The sequence below is a fragment of the Cohnella rhizosphaerae genome, assembly GCF_029525575.1.
Classification (GTDB): Bacteria; Bacillota; Bacilli; order Paenibacillales; family Paenibacillaceae; genus Cohnella; species Cohnella rhizosphaerae.
Map to the genome: position 1 here is coordinate 171,267 of NZ_JAPDIA010000002.1, position 18,269 is coordinate 189,535.

The window sequence follows — 18,269 nt, forward strand, 5'->3', positions numbered from 1 at the left end:
TTGGCTATACGCATGGCAAGCCGCACGGGAGCGCAAATGAGCAAATTCCGCTTGAAGCTGACCGCGTTGTTTATGCTGCTCATCGGTTTGTCCGTGCTGGCGGCGGGGATTTTCACGGGACAATTCTACAAGCATAACCATCTCGAAGCGCTCGGCAGCCATATGGAGACCCAGCTTCATGTGCTCGCTGCCGCGGCGCCTTGGCCGAAGGACGAAACGAGGACGGCCCAGACTGCATATTTGGAAGCGCAGGCGATCCGATTCAAGGAACTGGCGGACATGCGGGTCACGTACATCGCCACCGACGGCGAAGTGCTTGGGGATTCGGATCATGCGCCGGGCACGATGGACAACCACGCCGGACGCGACGAAGTACGGGAGGCGCTTGCGAGCGGCTTGGGAAGGAGCATCCGGCACAGCGACACCCTTGACGAGAATATGCTGTACGTCGCATACGCGGTCAAGGACGGCGAATCGGGGAAGACGCTCGGCATCATCCGGCTGGCGATGTCCCTGTCGGCCGTCGAGAAGAGTCTGGACCGCATGTGGATGGTGCTCGCGCTCGGTTTGCTCGCGGTATTCGCGCTGGCCGCCATCGTCAGCTACCGGGTGGCGCTCAGCGTCACGAAGCCCTTGGAACGCATGACGTCGGCGGCCAAGCGGATGGCGGGCATGGACTACAAGGTCCGCATCCCGGACGCCGGCAAGGACGAGATCGGCGAGCTGGGCCGGGCGTTGAACGCGATGGCGGCCAACCTGCAGGACCATATGGGCGAGATCCGCAGGAACGAGCTTCATCTGCAATCGGTGCTCGACCATATGATCAGCGGCGTCGTCATGATCGGCCCCGACGGCCGGATCCGCATCTACAACCGGAGCGCCGAGCTGCTGCTCGGCAGCCTGGCGCGGGAACGCGTGGGGCGCAGCTATACCGAGGCCAAGCAGCAATACGAGCTGCTGCAGCTCATTCGCAGCGGCTTTGAGACCGGCGAGCCGATCCACGAGGAGCTCACGGTGTACTATCCGGACGAAAGACTGCTCGAGCTCAATCTGGTGCCGATCCCGATGGACGAAGATACGGCGCCTGGCCTGCTCCTCGTCCTGCAGGACGTGAGCGCGATCCGTCGTCTCGAGCGGATGCGCAGCGAGTTCGTGGCCAACGTATCGCACGAGCTCAAGACGCCGGTCGCCGCGGTCAAAGGCTTCGCGGAGACGCTGCTTGCCGGCGCGGTTAACGATCCGGAGACTGCGCGTTCCTTTTTTGAAGATCATACAGGAAGAGAGCGACAGGCTGAATCGCTTGATCGGCGACATCCTGGAGCTGTCCAAGATCGAGTCTCGGCGTTCGCCGCTGCAATTTTCCCCGATCGACCTGCGGTCGTTTCTGGAGAGGCAGTTGGAGTTCCTCGGGCCGGAGGCCGCCAAGAAGGAGATCTCCCTGGAGCTTGACGCGCCCGAAGAGCTGTTCATCGAGGCAGACGAGGATCGGCTCGGGCAGATCACGCTGAATTTGCTGCAAAACGGAATCAGCTACACGCCGGAAGGCGGTCGCGTACGGGTAAAGGCGGTCATCGTCGAAACCGCGGGCGAAGAGGGCGGCGACGCCCCGGAGCATGTCCGGATCACCGTATCCGACACGGGCATCGGCATACCGAAAAAAGACCTGCCTCGCATATTCGAACGTTTCTACCGCGTCGACAAAGCCCGCTCCCGCAGCTCCGGCGGCACGGGACTGGGTCTGTCGATCGTCAAGCATCTGGTCGAGCTGCACCACGGGACGATTCGGGTGGAGAGCACGGTCGGCGTCGGATCGACGTTCGTGATCGAGCTCCCGCTGATCCATGACTATTAGCATCGGGTTATTTTACGTGGCGTTGACATTCGGATGACGCTGAATTTACGGCGGCATGATAAATTGACAGAAGAGGCCGGGACGTCAAACGGACCGATCGGACTGGAGGAGCTTATGTCGGACAAGGTGCTCATTATTGAAGACGAACCTACGATAGCGCGTCTGGTCACGTACAACTTGTCGCAGGACGGTTATGAGACCGAGGTGATCGGCAACGGCGCCGAGGGACTGCACAAGGCGATCCAAGACGAATACGCGATTATATTTCTGGATCTGATGCTTCCCGGGATGAACGGCTTCGAGGTGCTGCAGAAGCTGCGCCAGCACGGCGTCAAGACGCCGGTCATCATCCTGACCGCCCGCAACGCGGAGGAAGAGGTCGTACAGGGACTCAAGCTCGGCGCGGACGACTACATCACCAAGCCGTTCGGCGTCGCGGAGCTGCTCGCGCGCACGTCGGCGGTGCTGCGGCGCTCCCGCAACGAGGAGTCCAGGCCCAAAGCGGATCCGGCGGGGGAAAAGGTGATCTCGCTCGGCGCGCTGCAGATCTATCCCGACAAGTACGAAGTGCAGGTCGGCAGCGAATGGATCACGCTTCGTCCGAAGGAGTTCGAGGTGCTGCTGTATCTGGCCGAACGTCCGGGCATCGTCATCACGCGGGACGATCTGATGAATGTCGTATGGGGCTTCGATTATATCGGCGGACAGCGGACGGTGGACGTGCACGTCAGCTCGCTGCGCAAGAAGCTGGAGCTGAACCAGCAGTCGGTGCAGATCGAGTCGATCCGCGGCGTCGGCTACAAGCTGACGGTCAGCCGGAAAACGGGGATTGCCGGCAAGGCGTAAACAGGCAATGCGAGCAGGACGGATTCGACCGTGAAGGACGGCGGATTCGTCTTCTTTGTGTTAAAATGGGGGAACGGATTTGAAGGAGTTGACGCGAAAATGAACGAATATACGGCGCAGCGGGACGGCGTGTTCCATTCGGTCTGCTCGCTCGATTGCCCGGACCAGTGCGGCTTGCTCGTACACAAGCGGGACGGGGTCATCGTCAAGGTCGAAGGCGACCCGAATCACCCGGTGACCCGCGGCGCGATCTGCAACAAGGTGCGCCATATGGCTGCGCGCATTTATGACGGCAAGCGTCTGACCACGCCGCTCCGGCGCGTCGGCGCCAAAGGCGAAGGGGCCTTCGTGCCGATCTCCTGGGATGAAGCGATTGCGGAGATTACCGATCGGTGGAAAGCGCTCGTCGCGGAAAGAGGTTCGGAAAGTATACTGCCTTACAGCTTTTACGGCAATATGGGCCGCATCGGGACGGAGGGGATGGGAACGCGGTTTTTTTAACCGGATGAACGCGTCCCAGCTCGACCAGACGATCTGCGAGGCGGCGGGCACGGTCGGTTACCGCTATACGATGGGCGGCAGCTACGGGACCGATCCGGAGCAGACGGTCGGCGCCAAGCTGTTCATCTTCTGGGGCATCAACGCGGTCAGCACGAACATGCATCAGGTCACGATCGCGGAGCAGGCGAGGAAGGCCGGCGCGAAGATCGTCGCCATCGACGTCCACCGCAACCGGACGGGCAAATGGGCGGATTGGTTCATCCCGCTGCGTCCGGGCACGGACACGGCGCTTGCGCTCGGCATGATGCACGTTCTATTCGCGGAGGGATGGACGGACGAAGCGTTTTTGCGCGAATATACGGTCGGACACGAGGAGCTTCGCGCGCACGTCGCGGCTTATGATCCGGCGACCGTGTCGGGCATTACCGGCGTGCCGGAAGCCGACATCGTCGAATTGGCCAGGCTGTACGGGCGCACGTCGCCGTCGTTCATTCGCATCGGCAACGGCATCCAGCATCACGACAATGGGGGCATGAACGTGCGGGCGATCGCCTGCCTGCCGGCTTTGACGGGACAATGGCTCGTGCCCGGCGGCGGGGCGATCAAGGGCAACGGCGGCTACGTCGGTCACAATGCCAAGGCGCTCGAGCGGCCCGATCTGCGCGGGGGCCGGCAGGCGAGGCGCATCAACATGAACCGGATCGGCAGCGCGCTGCTGGAGTTGGAACCGCCGATCTCTTCGTTATACGTGTACAACAGCAATCCAGCCATCGTGGCGCCCGAGTCGAACAAAGTGCGGGAGGGACTCGCTCGCGAAGATCTGTTTACCGTCGTGCACGACCTGTTCCTGACGGAGACGGCCAAGTACGCCGATATCGTGCTTCCCGCGACCTCCGCTTTCGAGAACACCGACCTGTACCATTCGTATTGGCATCATTACGTGCAAATTCAGCAGCCGGTCGTGGCGCCTTACGGAGAGAGCAAATCGAACAACGAGGTGTTCCGTCTGCTTGCCGCGGGGATGGGCTACGAGGACGATGCGTTCAAGGACGATGACGCGGAGATGATTCGACAGGCCGTCGATTTCCCGGGCAATTATGCCTATGGACCCGTTACCTACGAGGCATTGGTTGAAAAGCAATACGTGCGCGCGGATGTGAAGCCGCTGTTCCCGGGCCGGCTGCGGACGCCCAGCGGGAAGATCGAGCTTTATTCGAAGGCGATGGAGCGGCACGGCTTGCCGCCCCTGCCGACGTACGCGCCGCTGATCGAGGAGGGGGACGAAGCCTTCCCGTTCGCGTTCATTCCGGCGCCGAATCACAATTTCTTAAACTCGACGTTTTCGAACAACGACAAGCACGCGGGCATGGAAAAAACGCCCAAGCTGCACATGCATGCAGCGGACGCGGAAGCGCTGGGCATCGAAGACGGGGCCGAGGTGCGCGTCTGGAACGCGCGCGGCGAGGCATGGCTGACCGCTTCGGTCGGCGAGGACGTCCTGCCCGGCGTCGTCGTCAGCCAGGGGCTGTGGGCGGACAAGGGAGACGGGCGCAGCGCGACGGTCAACGCGCTAACGCCGGACCGGTTGTCGGACATGGGCGGCGGCGCGGTATTTTTCTCCGGCCGGGTCGCGGTGGCGCGAGCGTCCTTGGCTGCGGAGAAGCCGAATGTGTCCGAGGCATCAATGGGCAGCGCGATCTGAGACGGATCGCTTGGATACATGTTCCAACGCATAGTGGCGCACATCGCGCGGATCTGGCATTGCCTGTAACAAGGCAGCGCCTGGTCCGCGCGTTTTGTTGCCTTCGTAATCCACCGACTATTGATGTACGTGCACACTTCAATCGCCGTATCCTCGTGAATCCGCCGACGATCGATCTACGTGCACACATCGAGCGCCAGCCCCGTGAAAACCGGAGGATTGAGCATGCAGCCTGTTATCGCATGCGCTTGACAAAATCATGATATAAATTTAAACTAAATCTAAATTTAAAAAAAGATATTCCAATCGACAATCCAATTCAAATAAAGAGGGGATTCCCATGACCAAACGCAATCTGACGGCCCCCCGCAAGCTTGTCTACGACATCGTGTTGCAGGCCGACGATCATCCGACGGCCGCGGACATCATCGATCGTCTCAAAGCGCGGGGGCAATCCGTCGCCTACGCCACCGTCTACAACTCGCTCCGCTATTTGACGGAAGAAGGCCTCATTCACGAGCTGAAGCTCGAGGGGAAGACGAGCCGCTACGACGGGCGCGGCGAAGACCATGCGCATATCGTGTGCGTGTCCTGCGGCAAGGTCGACGAGGTGATGACGCCTCCGCCGGCCGAATGGCTCTCGAAGGTCGCCGAGGAGAGCGGGTACCTGCTGACGGAAGAGCAATTCATTTTTAAAGGAGAGTGCCCCGCATGCCGGATATCCAAGCAGAAGAATTGATGGGCGCCTACTGCGACACGACGCGCCGGATCGTCGTCGTCAGCGCTTACCCGGCGCGGCTGCAGCCTCTGCTCGCGGAACTGACGACGCGCTGCTACGATGTGCTCGTCTTCCGTCACGGGCAGGAGGCGCTGCTCTCCAGCCTCCAGATCGATCTGCTGATCGCCGACCGTTCGGTCGCGGGTCACGATCCGCTAGGCGGCATGAACGAGCTGAAGACGCCCGCGCTGTATCTCGTCGAACCCGCCGCCCTGCTGGACGCGCGCGCGATCCCAGTCCCGACGGCCGACCGGAGCGAAGCTTGGCCGGGCGACGTCGGCGCGCTGCTCGCCCGGATCGAGGATTTGGCAGGCAAGAGCGCGCCGGCAGCCGGGCCCGACGAGGCGGCGTTCAAGGATATCCGCATGGATCTGCGGCGGGTGACCGTGCAGCGGGATGGACGGCGCGTCGAGCTGACCAAGACGGAGTTCGATATTTTGCGAGCGCTGCTCATGGCCGGGGGAGGCGTGCTGTCCCGCCAGGATCTGATGGAGAAGCTGTGGGGCGAGGGCTACTTCGGAGGCAGCAACTCGATCGACGTCCATATCAAGAGCTTGCGCAAAAAGCTTGGCGACGACCCGAAAAATCCGCGTTATATCGTGACCGTTCGCGGCGTGGGCTACCGGACGGCCGATTAGGCGGAAAGCCGATTTTTCTTCATCAAACGTTCATGCCGCCTTCATTCGGCCTTCATGCCCGCACGGCGATCCGGTGTTAAGATCAATTTATCGAACGCCAAGCGTCAAGTTGAGAGGAGAGCGTCATATGAGACATACGATCATCGTCGGCACCGGTCCCGCGGGACTGACCGCCGCTATCTATCTTGCCCGCGCGGGGCTCGCTCCGCTCGTCATCGAAGGACCCGAACCGGGCGGCCAGCTGACGACCACGACCGAGGTCGAGAACTTTCCGGGATTCCCTGACGGTATCATGGGACCGGAATTGATGGATAATATGCGCAAGCAAGCGCAGCGCTTCGGCGCCGAGTTCCGCAGCGGCTGGGTGACGAAGGCCGATCTGTCGAAGCGTCCGTTCACGCTCACCGTCGACGGCAAGGAAGAGCTGCAGGCGCAGACCGTCATCGTCTCGACGGGCGCATCGGCCAAGTACCTGGGCATCCCCGGGGAAAAGGACAACGTCGGACGCGGCGTCAGCACCTGCGCGACCTGCGACGGCTTCTTTTTCAGAGGCAAGAAGATCATCGTCATCGGCGGCGGCGACTCCGCGATGGAGGAAGCGAACTTCCTGACCCGCTTCGCGTCGGAAGTCGTGCTGGTCAACCGCCGCACCGAGCTGCGCGCCTCGAAGATCATGCAGGAGCGCGCCCGCGACAACGCCAAGATCAGTTGGAGCCTGAACCGCACGCCGCTTGAAGTGGTCGCCGGACCGCTTGGCGTGAAGGGGCTGAAGGTGCTGAACAACGAGACCGGCGAAGAAGAATTGATCGAGGCGGAAGGCGTATTCGTGGCGATCGGCCACACGCCGAACACGAAGTTCCTGGAAGGTCAGCTGAAGACGGACGAGACCGGCTACATCCTCGTCACGCCCGGCACGACCGAGACGAACATCCCGGGCGTATTCGCCTGCGGCGACGTCCAGGACAGCAAGTACCGCCAGGCGATCAGCGCCGCGGGCACCGGCTGCATGGCCGCGCTGGACGCCGAGCGTTTCCTGGAGGCGAACGAATCGCCCGCCGCCGTCGCTTCCGTTTTCTGAATGATGCGTTTCGATAATCCGACGCAAATCGCCATCGTTTAACCGATACCGATACGGCATGCATTTCATACATCACACAACATCCAGGAGGATATATCCCATATGACGACCATCGCCAATCCGTACCCGTTCGCCAAAGTCGGCCTTCCCGCTCCATCGTTCAACCTGCTGTCCACGAAAAACCTCGATTCGCTGGAGGAAAAAATATCGCTTGAAGACTATCGCGGCAAATGGCTCGTATTTTTCTTCTGGCCGTTCGACTTCACGTTCGTCTGCCCGACCGAGATCCGCGGCTTCAGCGACAGCTACGACGAATTCAAGGCGCTGGATTGCGAGGTGCTCGGCGCATCGGTGGACAGCATCTACACGCATAAGGCGTGGATCGAGACGCCGGTCGACCGGAACGGCATCGGCGCGATCAAGTTCCCGATCGTGTCCGACTTCACGAAGGAAACCGCGCACGCTTACGGCATTCTCGACGACGCCTCCGGCGCGGCGCATCGCGGCCTCTTCATCGTCGATCCCGAGGGCGTGCTGCGTTACCAGGTCGTGACCGACATGAACGTCGGCCGCAGCGTGGACGAGACGCTCCGCATTTTGCAGGCGCTCCAGTCCGGCGGTCTGTGTCCGGTCAACTGGAAGCCGGGGCAAAAGACGATCGGCTAACGCGAAAATAGCGACAGGATGGACCGGAAGCCAGACTTCCGGTCCATTTGCCCGTTTGCCGCGCCGAAGCTTCAGGGGCGTGGATTAAGGGGAAACGTTAAAAGAAACCGGCTGCTTGGCGAAAGCGGAAGCGGGCGGAAAGCGAGAGGAGGAAAAACGCGATGAACGAAATGGTTGCGCAGCTGATGCAACACCGCTCCGTCCGATCCTTCGATCCTTCGCCGGTACCCGAGGCGGACCTGCGCGAGATCGTCGCGGCCGGACAGATGGCGTCTACGTCGAGCAACGTGCAGGCTTACAGCGTCATTGCGGTCACGGACCCGGCGCTTAAGCGCGAGCTGTCCGTCTTGACGGGCAATCAGGCCTATGTCGAGTCCTGCCCGGTTTTTCTCGTCTGGTGCGCGGATCTGAACCGGCTCTCCGGCGCGGCGGAGGCGCATCTCGAACCGGGCGCAGACGCCTATGCGGACTCGGCGGAGAGCTTTATCGTGGCGACGGTGGACGCGGCGTTGGCCGCGCAGAACGCCGCGATCGCCGCCGAGTCGATGGGCTACGGCATTTGTTATATCGGAGGCATCCGCAACCGGATCGAGGAGGTATCGAACCTGCTCGGCATCCCGGGCTTGGCCTATCCGGTGTTCGGCATGTGCGTGGGACTGCCCGATCAACCGAGCGGACAACGTCCGCGGCTGCCGGTCGAGGCTGTGCTCCATCGGAACCGGTATGACGCCGAAAAAGGGCGGGGACCGGTCGCCGAGTACGACGAGACGATGACGAGATATTTGCGGATGCGCACGGACGGCCGCAAAAGCACGCCTTGGACGAGGATCATGGCGGAATGGCTGACGCGGCCCAATCGCCTGCACATGTTGGAATATTTAAAAAAGCGGGGCTTTTTGAAGCGTTAATTCGGGGCTTTTTTTGTGACGGCGGGCACCGAGCTTGAGATCGCATCGTCCGTTGGCCTATACTACTATCTATTGCGGCACCTATTGCGACACGCCGGCTCTTGCGAGCCGTTGAAGGAGGATGGACGCGATCTTGAGTCCAATATGGAAAGGAACGGCTGCGGCGCTCCTGGCTGCGGCGCTGCTCTCCGGTTGCGCGTCGGGACGATCGGATACGAACGGCGAATCCGGTACGGCTTCAGCTCCCCCCGACGGCTTCGGCGCAGGCATCTTCGGCGGGGAACCAGGCGCTGCCGGCCGACGGCGAGGCCAAGACCTACCACTTCGACCTGAAGTCGACGTCGGTCGAGCCGCTGCCGAAATGGGCCGGACAGGTCGACATGACCAAAAAAGGACCCGCTGTACGTATCCGGAACCGATCTCGAAGGCGCGCTCTCGATCGATCTGAAGCTGTCGCGCAAAGGGAACTACTTGATCGCCGGCGGAGAGGGCGTACTTTGGAACGGGCAGCGTTCCGTCAAGTTCGCCATGCCGGACAATTCCACGCTGATCGAAAAGCCGCTTAGCGCGGACGGTACGCTCGTGTTCGGCGGTCTGCAGGCGCGTTCGGACGAGATCGACCGCGACTTTTCCTTCGATCTCCGCTTCGTTCCGGAGGCGGGAGAGCTTGAGCTCCGTTTGCCCAACAAAGACGGTCTGATCCGTTTCGGCCGGAGCGCGGTGCTCGAACGGCACGAGGAAGAGGTCGCCCAGGTCGTCTCGGCTTCCTGATGCGAGAGGCCCCATCCGCATACAGGATGGGGCTTTTGGCGATGGACGATGCTTGACGCCCGGCGAAGGCAGCATTTATAATGGAATAAAATCCGATGGTAAAAATCGGAATAACGGAAAAAGGTGTGAGCATTCATGTCCAAGATCGTCATTTTGCAAGGCAGCCCGACAGTCAAATCCCGACTGAACGGCGTTCTGGACCGCGTTCGCGGCCAGATCGAAGAGAGCGGCGCCGAAGTCTCGGTGATCAACGTCCGCGATTTGCCCGCGGAGGATCTGCTCCATGCCCGCTTCGACAGCCCGGCGATCGCGGAGGCCAACGCGCTCGTAGCGGCAGCGGACGCCGTCGTCATCGCTTCCCCGGTTTACAAGGCATCCTTCACGGGGATCTTGAAGGCCTACCTCGATCTGCTGCCGCAGAAGGGGCTGGAAAACAAAATCGTGCTCCCGCTCGTCGTCGGCGGCACGATCGCGCATCTTCTGGCCATCGATTATGCCTTCAAGCCGGTGCTGTCGGTGCTTGGCGCGCGCAACATCCTGACGGGCGTCTTCGTGCTGGACACGCAAGTGACCTGGGGCGACGACGGCAAAGCCCGGATCGAAGAAGAAATCGCGGGCCGCATCGACGCGGCGACTTCGCTGCTCTTGCAGGAAGCGCGCTGGCAAACCGAGCGGGCGCAAGGCTGAGCGCAAGGCATCGAATATACGCCGTTTATAAGCAACCGATCGGAGGCGAATGCGCAGCCGTTCGGTTGCTTTTTTGTTAAATCGTAAGCAAAAGCTTGTGGACGACCGCCCTTTCGTTATAAAATTGATGTCATGTTGTGTCTTGCGGAGATATGATGAGGATACGAACGATAGACGTCAGCGATAAGGCAGCCAAAAGGAGAAGGTAGTCATGATGACCATTCACAGCAAAACGAGCCATTGCAAAATCGTCGATTGTACGGTGCGCGACGGCGGACTTGTCAACAATTGGGACTTCAGCGTCGAATTCGTGCAGGATCTGTACCAGAGCTTGAACGAATCGGGCGTCGAATATATGGAGATCGGCTACAAGAATTCGCCGCGCCTCCTGAAGGGCGCCGATCAGGCCGGCCCTTGGCGTTTTCTGGACGACGATTTCCTGCGCAAGGTCATCCCGCACAAGCTGAACACGAAGCTGTCGGCGCTCGTAGACGTCGGCCGCGTCGACGAGAACGACATTCTCCCTCGCAGCGAGTCGCTGCTGGACCTCATTCGCGTCGCCACGTACGCGCGCGATACGGAGAAGGCGATCGAGCTCGGCACGCTGTTCCACGAGCGCGGCTACGAGACGACGATCAACATCATGGCGCTCTCCAACGTGATGGACAACGAGCTGAACGAAGCGCTCGCGATGATCGGCGACAGCCCGATCGACGTCGTCTACATCGTCGATTCCTACGGCAGCCTCGATCCGGACGACATGCGTTTTCTCGTCGAAAAGTTCAAGCGCACCCTGAAGCACAAACGCCTTGGCGTGCATACGCACAACAACATGCAGCTGGCGTTCGCCAACACGCTGGCCGCGGCCGACCTCGGCGTCGAACTGCTCGACGCCTCCGTCTACGGCATGGGCCGCGCCGCCGGCAATACGCCGACCGAGCTGCTGCTCGCCAAGCTCACGAACCCGAACTACAGCCTGCGCCCCGTGCTCGGCATGATCGAGCGCCACATGCTCAAGCTGCGGGAAAAAGAGGAGTGGGGCTACCTCATTCCTGATATGATCACCGGCACCCTCGACGAGCACCCGCGTTCGGCGATGGGCTGGCGCGCTTCGCCGGAGCGCGACCGCTTCACGGACTTTTACGACAAGATGACGACGCCGGAAGTTTACCCGGGCAAATAAAGCGATATGAACCAAAAAGGACGAAGCAGCGCTGCTTCGTCCTTTTTTGCCTATGCCGCGGTTCGGTTCAGGGCCCGCAAGCCGGCAGCGCTCAGCGATAGCCGCCCAGCTCGCCTTGGCCGCGGACGGCGGCCGCGCGCTTTTGAGGATTGGGATGGAAGAAGGCGTCGCCGCTCAGCGACTTGCCGCCTACCGTGACCGCCTGGACGGAGACGTCGATGTCCAGCGATTCGGCGAAGCGCCGCAGCAGCGCGTCCTGCTGCATGCCGTCCAGCTCGATGTACCAGGAGAAGGTGCCGTATTGCTCGATGACGAACAGCCGCGCCCGCTCGAAGGAGACCGGCCATTGCTCCGAGCCTTGCCGCACCAACAGGGATGCCAGTTCGAAAGTTTCCATGATCGCGTGATCGCTCCAGTCGTTGAAGAAATGCCGACCCGGTTGGCGGGACGAACGCGGCGAGCTATGATAAAGAGAATGAAAAACGCTTCGCCTCGAATGCATTTATTGTAGCCGTTCGCGGGGCATGCGCGCAAACACGGAAGGGAGCGAGGCTGGTGAGCGAAGCGGGGACGGGCGAGGAAGTTCTGAACGGCAGCCGACGCCGGATGGCCGGACTTCACCGGATTTTCGTATACGGGTCGCTGCTGCCCGGACTGGAGAACGCCGGCCTTCTCTGGCCCTTTGCCCGGTCGGAACCGCAGACGGGCGCGGTGATCGGACGCCTCGTCGTGGCGGAGGGGTATCCGGCTCTTGTGCCGCCTCGGCCGGATGCGCCTTCCGTTCGGCGCGTGCGGGGCTTGTGGACGCTCGTGGACCGGGAGACGCTGCGTCGGCTCGACCGGCTGGAAGAATACTTCGGACCCGAAGAAGACAACGATTACGAGCGCGTCCGGGTGCGCGACGCCGACCGCCGCGATCTGCAAGGGTGGGCCTACGTCTGGCCGGACGACAGAGGACGACCGGACGCCGGCGTCGATTGGTGGCCCGACGCGCCGCCTGGTCCGCGGCCCGCGGATTGAACCTGCGAAAGCGCTGCGTTACGATAAATGAACGGTAAGGCAGCCAAGCGCGGCGGCCCGGCGGCGCATATGGCCCCTTCGCGTCATGCGAAGGCGCCAAGGCTTCGCTTATACTGATAGTTACGAATTTTACGGACCGACGGAAGGCGGGGGAATTCGGCGATATGAGAAACATCGAAAAGGCCGGAACGGGAAACGGCGGTTCGCGGAAGGCGTTCGCGCGGTCCGCCCGGCGGACGGGGATGCTGGCGCTGTGGCTCGTCCTTATGGCCGCCGCGGCGGCGCTGTTCGCGCCGGCGGCATCTGCGCACGCCGTATTGGAGAAGGCCGTGCCGGCGCAGGACGCGCAGCTCGCGGCGGGTCCCGACTTCGTCGAGCTGACGTTCAACGAGCGGCTCGACGGCGGCGCGACCGCGCGTCTGGCCGTCCTGAACGGCGATTCCAAGGCCGTGGCCTCTGGCAAGCCCGAGCGGATCTCGCAGGGAAAAGGGCTGCGGCTTGCGCTGCCCAAGCTTGGCGAGGGCCATTACACGGTGTCTTATTCGGTCATCTCCGCGGACGGACATCCCGTCGAAGGCGCTTATGTGTTCACGGTGGGCAATCCGCCTCCGCTGACGGACGCGGCCGAGCTCGATCCGCATGCCCAGCTTGGGCACAGCTCCCACAATCACGGGGGGCGAGCAGGATCTGACGACGACCCGCTTTATTTTTTACGCCAGCCGGGTGCTGTACTTCGCTTCGCTGCTCGTGCTGTCCGGGCTGTTGCTGTGGGGGCTCAGACGCGCGCCGTCCGCCGCGGAGCGAACGTCCCGGGAGACGTGGATCGGCTGGACGGCGCAGTTCGCTGCGCTGGCGACGCTCGTCTATATCGTCCTGCAGATGTCGAACCTGACCGAAGGCGAGCCGTTCTCCGAATGGGGCCGCATCCTGACCGATACGACGGTCGGCCGTCTCTATGCGGCCCAGCTCGCGTTGGCGTTCGCGGCGCTGCTGCTGCGCGGAATGGGCGTATCCGCCAGGCTGGCCTGGACGCTGCTCGCGCTCGGGACTGAAGCCTGGAACGGACATGCCGCCGCCTTCAGCCCCGAAGCCTACACGCTTGCGCTCGACTTCGTCCACCTTGTCGCCGCGGCTGTCTGGTCGGGCGGCCTCGTGCTTCTCGCCGCCGTCTGGCATCGCGAGCGGCCCGAGGCGGGGAGGTTCGCGATCCTTTTTTCCAAATGGGCGCTGCTCTCCTTCCTGCTCCTCGCGCTGACCGGCGCGCTCAGTACGCTGCAATATTTGCCGACGCTCTCCTACCTGTTCGAGACGTCCTGGGGAACCTGGCTGCTCATCAAGGTCGGGCTGTCGCTGCTGGTCGTCGTCACGGCGTTCCTCATCCGCATGCGGCTGCGCAAGGGCGAGCTGCCGCGGTCGGGACTATTGAAGGCGGACCTGGGCTTGCTCGGAGCCATCGTGCTGAGCGTCGGCGTGCTGACTTACCAGAATCCGCTGCCGGCCAACGAGCCGATCTCCTACCATGAGATGGGCACGGACATGCACGTGACGCTTCGCATTACGCCCGGCGTGCCGGGGGACAATGCGTTTACGCTGAAAATATGGCTGCCGGACAGCGTCGGCGCGCCGAAGAAGGTCGCGCTCCGGCTCCGTCCGCTAGGCAGCGGCGACGTCGGGTTTATCGACGTGCCGCTCGAAGCTTACGAAGATTCGGAGCTCGACGACTTCCCCGACTTCACGAAGGCCACCTTCCAGTCGAAGGGACCTTACCTTGCGTTCCGGGGACGCTGGGAGGCGCAGATCCGGGTGACGGACAGCACAGATACGGAGATCGTCAAGTCGACGACGTTCCGGATCTATTGATGGTTTGCGGACGATATCGCAGTAAACGCGGAGGGGATGGAAGTCGATGAACGACCGCCGGATCAAATGGACGATCCTGCTCATCCCGACGCTGACGATCGGCCTGTGGGAGTATGTGCGACACGCCTTCCTGCTGCCCTACATGACGATGGACCTGGGCAATCTGCTCGCGCCCTTCATCGTGCTGGCCGTGACGTTGACGCTCGTGCGGGGATTGTTCGCCAGGCTCGAATCGTCCCAGCGGGCGCTTCAGCGCGAACGCTCGCTCAGCGCGGCGCTGGAGGAGCGGGAGCGGCTCGCGGGCGAGCTTCACGACGGCATCGCGCAATCGCTGTTTTTGCTGGCCGTCAAGCTGGACAAGCTGGACGCTTCGCCGAACGAAGCGGCGCGCGCCGCGACGGCCGGCGAGCTCCGCGAGACGGTCCGCGACGTGCACGAGGACGTGCGCCAGGCGATCGCAAGGCTGCGCCTGCCGCCCGAAGCGGCCGACCACGGCTGGGTGGAGCCGCTGCGCGAGCTGCTCGGGGAGACGGCGGCGTTGACCGAGGCGAAGGCGGAGTTCCGCTGGGACATTCCCGAGGACATGCTGGGCGCCAAGGAAAAAGTCGAGCTGCACGCCTGTCTGCGCGAAGCGCTGGTCAACGTGCGCAAGCACGCCCGCGCGGAGCGCGTATACGTCGTGGGCGAGCGCACGCCGGACGGCGGCTTCCGCTGCGCGGTCGCGGACGACGGCGTCGGCTTCGCCGGCGATCCGCTGGAGGCGCCGGGCCGATTCGGCTTGCGCATGGTGCGCGAGCGCGCGGGCCGAATGGGGTGGACGTTCCGCGCGGCATGCGGGGACGGCCTGACCGTGATCGAGCTGACCAAAAAAGGAGCGAACGCGGATGGAAGGCAAGTGGCGGGTGCTGCTCGTTGACGATCACAGGCATGCGCGGCAGGGCATGCGGGAGATCGTGGAGGGATGTCCGGACTTTCTCGTCGTAGGCGAGGCTGCGAGCGGCGAGGAGGCGATCGGTCTCATGCCGGACGCCTGCCCGGACCTTATTCTGATGGACATCCATATGCCGGGAATGGGCGGCCTTGAGGCGTCCAAGACGATCAAGGAGGCTTATCCTGCGGTCAGGATCGTCATCGTGACCGTGTCCGACGAGCCGGCCCACCTGTTCGAGGCGCTCAAGAAGGGGGCGCAGGGCTACTTGCTCGAAAATCTCAATCCTTCCGCCTGGCGGGAATATTTGCGCGCCGTAGCGTCCGACGACGCGCCGCTGAGCGCGGACATCGCGCTGTCGATCCTGAGGGAGTTCGCCGGCCGCGGAAGCTCGGGCGCAGCGGCAGCGGGCGACGCGCGCAGCCAAGGGAAACGATTCGAAGCGGAGCGCGGCGGGCCGATGCGCGAAGAGCTGACGCCGAGGGAGAAGGAGATTCTCCTGGAGGTGGCGCGCGGACTCACGAACCGTGACGTCGCGGCGGCGCTCGGCGTATCGGAGCATACGGTCAAAAACCATTTGAAAAACATTTTGCAAAAGCTTCATCTCGGCAATCGGGTGCAACTGACCCGGTACGCGTACGAGCAGGGGATCGTCGATACTTGACGCTCCCCTGTTTTTTCTCTCATCTCGATTTCCGGCAAAGCCGAAGATCCGGTACGCATCATCAGTTCCAGGATGATCTCGCTTCGGACGAAGGCCAGGTGCTGAACGACCGGGGCATCGAAGGCAAGCAGTTCGTCGTCGAGAACGGCAAGCGCGTCGTGCCCAAGGAGGTCCGGGAACGCATCAACAACGACAACACCGCGTTCACCAAGGAGTCCGGCATCGGCTTCTTCTGGAACATCATGGTCCACTACGGCGACGGCGGACGGCGTGAAGGATCCGACCGGCAACTATTATACGAAAAACAGCCCGGAGCTGAATACCGATGGCTACAGCGACGCAGAAAAGGAAACGCTGGCGGCGTACAAGGCGACGACCTGGAAAGACCTGTTCCCGAAGGAAGACGCGTTTAACGTGAAAGCGTACGGAGCTGCGTGGAACATTCAAATTCCGGCGAAGGACGAGGTGTCCATTTTCGGCAACAAGATGAAGGACATCCCGTGGAAGCGGATTCCCGAGGCCATTCTCGCCAAGCCGGATGACTTCGACAAGATCTGGGACGCCTATCAGAACGACCTGATCAAGCCGGGCGTCGAAAAGATGGAGAAGGGCTACGCCAAGTACGTGCAGGACCGCGTGAAGCTGTGGAGCGCGGACGAAGAGAAATAAGAGTCGGCGAACCTCTGCGTCCTGGTAGGACTGCGGAGGACTTTTCGTATGCGCCCTGTTTGGGACTGCGGAGGTTTTCTCGTATGCGGCGGCTATGGCTCTTTGGAGTCATGCGCGAGGGAGGCGCGGGCGCGTACAATGGAGCTTATCCATGGTTAAGAGAGGTTGGTTTGCGTTGAAAAAAATCGGAGCTTTGTTGTTCGCCGCCACGCTGGCGTTCGGCTATGCGGGCATGGCGAGCGCGCACGTCCGTGTCGAGCCGACGGAGGTTGCGCAGAACGCGTACCAGGTATTCACGATTCGCGTGCCGAGTGAAAACGAGAGCGTCAACACGACGCAGGTCAAGCTGGACGTCCCCGCGGGCGTGGAAGTATCGCGCTTCGAGCCGTATCCGGGCTGGACGAGCGCGACCGAGAAGGATGCGGACGGCAAGGTCGTCTCCGTCACTTGGAAGGCCGACGGCGCGGGCATTAACGAAACGGAATTCGTGCAGTTCCGGTTCCAGGGGCATGTCGCGGAGGACGCGAAGGAGCTGGTCTGGAAGGCGCATCAGACGTATTCCGACGGCGCGGTCGTCGACTGGAGCGGCGCGCCGGACGCCGATACGCCGGCATCGGTGACGGCGGTCGTCGCAGCCGCGGCGGGCGGCGACGGGCACGGGCAAGCCGGGGCCGCTTCGGCGGAAGCGTCGGATAGCGACCGCGATCCGCTGACGCTGGGCCTGGCGATCGCTGGCCTGGCAGCGGGCCTCGCCGCGCTCGCGACAGCGCTGCTGCGCAAGAAACCGCGCTGAGCAGGTGGTGGCGTTGGCCGGCGCAGCACAAGCGGCATCGCGCGGCGGCATGGCATCTAGCTGCCTCGGGGCCGATAGCGGAAGAAAGTTCCGCTAACGCCGCCAAACTGGCCGGCTCGGGGCCGATAGCGGAAGAAAGTTCCGCTAAGGCCGCCACAATAGCTGGCTCGGGGCCGATAGCGGAAGAAAGTTCCGCTAAGGCCGCCGAACGAGCTGGCTCGGGGCCGAAAGCGGAAGACAGTTCCGCTAAGGCCGCCACACTAGCTGGCTCGGGGCCGAAAGCGGAAGAAAGTTCCGCTAAGGCCGCCAAACTGGCCGGCTCGGGGCCGATAGCGGAAGAAAGTTCCGCTAAGGCCGCCAAACTGGCCTGCTCGGGGCTGATAGCGGAAGAAAGTTCCGCTAAGGCCGCCAAACTGGCCGGCTCGGGGCCGATAGCGGAAGAAAGTTCCGCTAAGGCCGCCAAACTGGCCGGCTCGGGGCCGATAGCGGAAGAAAGTTCCGCTAAGGCCGCCAAACGAGCTGGCTCGGGGCCGATAGCGGAAGAAAGCTCCGCTATGGCCGCCAAACGAGCTGGCTCGGGGCCGATAGCGGAAGAAAGTTCCGCTATGGCCGCCGAACTGGCCGGCTCGGTGCCGATAGCGGAAGAAAGTTCCGCTAAGGCCGCCAAACGAGCTGGCTCGGGGCCGATAGCGGAAGAAAGTTCCGCTAAGGCCGCCAAACTGGCC

Annotated in this window: 19 protein-coding genes and 2 pseudogenes; 20 read left to right on the forward strand and 1 reads right to left on the reverse strand. The window is 62.5% G+C overall.

What is annotated here, in order from left to right:
* Positions 1-36 precede the first annotated feature (36 nt).
* The 13 genes and pseudogenes from OMP40_RS04355 (at position 37) to OMP40_RS04410 (ending at position 11,610) form a co-directional block, all read left to right on the forward strand.
* A complete protein-coding gene (locus tag OMP40_RS04355) occupies positions 37-1,449 on the forward strand; it encodes a sensor histidine kinase (RefSeq protein WP_338131022.1) in 1,413 nt (470 codons plus the stop codon).
* Positions 1,397-1,852, forward strand: a complete 456-nt coding sequence (locus OMP40_RS39740; RefSeq protein ID WP_338131023.1) for a sensor histidine kinase — start codon at positions 1,397-1,399, stop codon at positions 1,850-1,852. Before OMP40_RS04355 ends, OMP40_RS39740 begins: the two co-directional genes overlap by 53 nt.
* Positions 1,853-1,966: 114 nt before the next feature.
* Complete coding sequence (locus OMP40_RS04360) at positions 1,967-2,698, forward strand: response regulator transcription factor (protein ID WP_277529785.1); 732 nt, start codon at positions 1,967-1,969, stop codon at positions 2,696-2,698.
* Between the two features lie 99 nt (positions 2,699-2,797).
* Positions 2,798-4,901: pseudogene (locus OMP40_RS04365) on the forward strand (molybdopterin-containing oxidoreductase family protein).
* A gap of 340 nt (positions 4,902-5,241) precedes the next feature.
* Complete coding sequence (locus OMP40_RS04370; RefSeq protein WP_277529459.1) at positions 5,242-5,640, forward strand: Fur family transcriptional regulator; 399 nt, start codon at positions 5,242-5,244, stop codon at positions 5,638-5,640.
* Positions 5,613-6,317: a winged helix-turn-helix transcriptional regulator gene (locus OMP40_RS04375; RefSeq protein WP_277529460.1), complete on the forward strand. Its 705-nt coding sequence runs from the start codon at positions 5,613-5,615 to the stop codon at positions 6,315-6,317. The genes OMP40_RS04370 and OMP40_RS04375 overlap by 28 nt, the downstream gene beginning before the upstream one ends.
* 127 nt (positions 6,318-6,444) lie before the next feature.
* Complete coding sequence (trxB, locus tag OMP40_RS04380) at positions 6,445-7,395, forward strand: thioredoxin-disulfide reductase (protein ID WP_277529462.1); 951 nt, start codon at positions 6,445-6,447, stop codon at positions 7,393-7,395.
* A gap of 102 nt (positions 7,396-7,497) precedes the next feature.
* Positions 7,498-8,061 (forward strand): peroxiredoxin, encoded by a 564-nt coding sequence (locus OMP40_RS04385; protein ID WP_277529464.1) that lies wholly within the window; start codon positions 7,498-7,500, stop codon positions 8,059-8,061.
* A gap of 161 nt (positions 8,062-8,222) precedes the next feature.
* A complete protein-coding gene (gene nfsA / locus OMP40_RS04390) occupies positions 8,223-8,969 on the forward strand; it encodes an oxygen-insensitive NADPH nitroreductase (RefSeq protein WP_277529466.1) in 747 nt (248 codons plus the stop codon).
* Between the two features lie 133 nt (positions 8,970-9,102).
* Positions 9,103-9,417 carry a hypothetical protein gene (locus tag OMP40_RS04395; protein WP_277529468.1) on the forward strand — a complete coding sequence of 105 codons (315 nt, stop codon included), beginning with the start codon at positions 9,103-9,105 and terminating at the stop codon, positions 9,415-9,417.
* A 23-nt stretch (positions 9,418-9,440) separates the two neighbouring features.
* Entirely contained in the window at positions 9,441-9,740 is a 300-nt protein-coding gene (locus OMP40_RS04400; protein ID WP_277529470.1) for a hypothetical protein, read from the forward strand.
* A 135-nt stretch (positions 9,741-9,875) separates the two neighbouring features.
* Positions 9,876-10,427, forward strand: a complete 552-nt coding sequence (gene ssuE / locus OMP40_RS04405) for an NADPH-dependent FMN reductase (RefSeq protein WP_277529472.1) — start codon at positions 9,876-9,878, stop codon at positions 10,425-10,427.
* A gap of 214 nt (positions 10,428-10,641) precedes the next feature.
* On the forward strand, positions 10,642-11,610 hold the full coding sequence (locus OMP40_RS04410) for an aldolase catalytic domain-containing protein (protein WP_277529787.1): 969 nt from the start codon (positions 10,642-10,644) through the stop codon (positions 11,608-11,610).
* A 91-nt stretch (positions 11,611-11,701) separates the two neighbouring features.
* Here the strand turns inward: OMP40_RS04410 and OMP40_RS04415 are convergent, their stop codons facing one another.
* Positions 11,702-12,007 (reverse strand): hypothetical protein, encoded by a 306-nt coding sequence (locus tag OMP40_RS04415; protein WP_277529474.1) that lies wholly within the window; start codon positions 12,005-12,007, stop codon positions 11,702-11,704.
* 158 nt (positions 12,008-12,165) lie between these two features.
* On the opposite strand from OMP40_RS04415, the gene OMP40_RS04420 reads away from it, so the two are divergent.
* The 7 genes and pseudogenes from OMP40_RS04420 to OMP40_RS04450 all read left to right on the forward strand — a co-directional run bounded on the left by OMP40_RS04420 (position 12,166) and on the right by OMP40_RS04450 (position 17,544).
* On the forward strand, positions 12,166-12,630 hold the full coding sequence (locus OMP40_RS04420) for a gamma-glutamylcyclotransferase family protein (protein WP_277529475.1): 465 nt from the start codon (positions 12,166-12,168) through the stop codon (positions 12,628-12,630).
* A 164-nt stretch (positions 12,631-12,794) separates the two neighbouring features.
* On the forward strand, positions 12,795-13,682 hold the full coding sequence (locus tag OMP40_RS04425; protein ID WP_277529477.1) for a copper resistance CopC family protein: 888 nt from the start codon (positions 12,795-12,797) through the stop codon (positions 13,680-13,682).
* On the forward strand, positions 13,633-14,490 hold the full coding sequence (locus OMP40_RS04430; RefSeq protein WP_277529789.1) for a copper resistance D family protein: 858 nt from the start codon (positions 13,633-13,635) through the stop codon (positions 14,488-14,490). The genes OMP40_RS04425 and OMP40_RS04430 overlap by 50 nt, the downstream gene beginning before the upstream one ends.
* Before the next feature lie 46 nt (positions 14,491-14,536).
* The gene (locus OMP40_RS04435; protein ID WP_277529480.1) at positions 14,537-15,406 is read left to right on the forward strand and encodes a sensor histidine kinase; all 870 of its coding nucleotides are present in this window, start codon (positions 14,537-14,539) and stop codon (positions 15,404-15,406) included.
* Positions 15,375-16,082 carry a response regulator gene (locus tag OMP40_RS04440; RefSeq protein ID WP_277529482.1) on the forward strand — a complete coding sequence of 236 codons (708 nt, stop codon included), beginning with the start codon at positions 15,375-15,377 and terminating at the stop codon, positions 16,080-16,082. Before OMP40_RS04435 ends, OMP40_RS04440 begins: the two co-directional genes overlap by 32 nt.
* 21 nt (positions 16,083-16,103) lie before the next feature.
* Positions 16,104-16,751, forward strand: a pseudogene (locus OMP40_RS04445) (type 2 periplasmic-binding domain-containing protein); the annotation flags it as partial.
* Between the two features lie 175 nt (positions 16,752-16,926).
* Entirely contained in the window at positions 16,927-17,544 is a 618-nt protein-coding gene (locus OMP40_RS04450) for a YcnI family copper-binding membrane protein (RefSeq protein ID WP_277529484.1), read from the forward strand.
* The last annotated feature ends 725 nt before the right edge of the window (positions 17,545-18,269 follow it).

Bases quoted from the DNA above. Each gene is read 5' to 3' on its own strand.
- OMP40_RS04360 (WP_277529785.1), top strand. From the start codon at position 1,967: ATGTCGGACAAGGTGCTCATTATTGAAGACGAACCTACGATAGCGCGT.
- ssuE (WP_277529472.1), top strand. From the start codon at position 9,876: ATGTCCAAGATCGTCATTTTGCAAGGCAGCCCGACAGTCAAATCCCGA.
- OMP40_RS04440 (WP_277529482.1), top strand. From the start codon at position 15,375: ATGGAAGGCAAGTGGCGGGTGCTGCTCGTTGACGATCACAGGCATGCG.
- OMP40_RS04355 (WP_338131022.1), top strand. From the start codon at position 37: ATGAGCAAATTCCGCTTGAAGCTGACCGCGTTGTTTATGCTGCTCATC.
- OMP40_RS04430 (WP_277529789.1), top strand. From the start codon at position 13,633: ATGGGCGTATCCGCCAGGCTGGCCTGGACGCTGCTCGCGCTCGGGACT.
- trxB (WP_277529462.1), top strand. From the start codon at position 6,445: ATGAGACATACGATCATCGTCGGCACCGGTCCCGCGGGACTGACCGCC.
- OMP40_RS04370 (WP_277529459.1), top strand. From the start codon at position 5,242: ATGACCAAACGCAATCTGACGGCCCCCCGCAAGCTTGTCTACGACATC.
- OMP40_RS04410 (WP_277529787.1), top strand. From the start codon at position 10,642: ATGACCATTCACAGCAAAACGAGCCATTGCAAAATCGTCGATTGTACG.
- nfsA (WP_277529466.1), top strand. From the start codon at position 8,223: ATGAACGAAATGGTTGCGCAGCTGATGCAACACCGCTCCGTCCGATCC.
- OMP40_RS04375 (WP_277529460.1), top strand. From the start codon at position 5,613: ATGCCGGATATCCAAGCAGAAGAATTGATGGGCGCCTACTGCGACACG.
- OMP40_RS04415 (WP_277529474.1), bottom strand. From the start codon at position 12,007: ATGGAAACTTTCGAACTGGCATCCCTGTTGGTGCGGCAAGGCTCGGAG.
- OMP40_RS04435 (WP_277529480.1), top strand. From the start codon at position 14,537: ATGAACGACCGCCGGATCAAATGGACGATCCTGCTCATCCCGACGCTG.
- OMP40_RS04425 (WP_277529477.1), top strand. From the start codon at position 12,795: ATGAGAAACATCGAAAAGGCCGGAACGGGAAACGGCGGTTCGCGGAAG.
- OMP40_RS04385 (WP_277529464.1), top strand. From the start codon at position 7,498: ATGACGACCATCGCCAATCCGTACCCGTTCGCCAAAGTCGGCCTTCCC.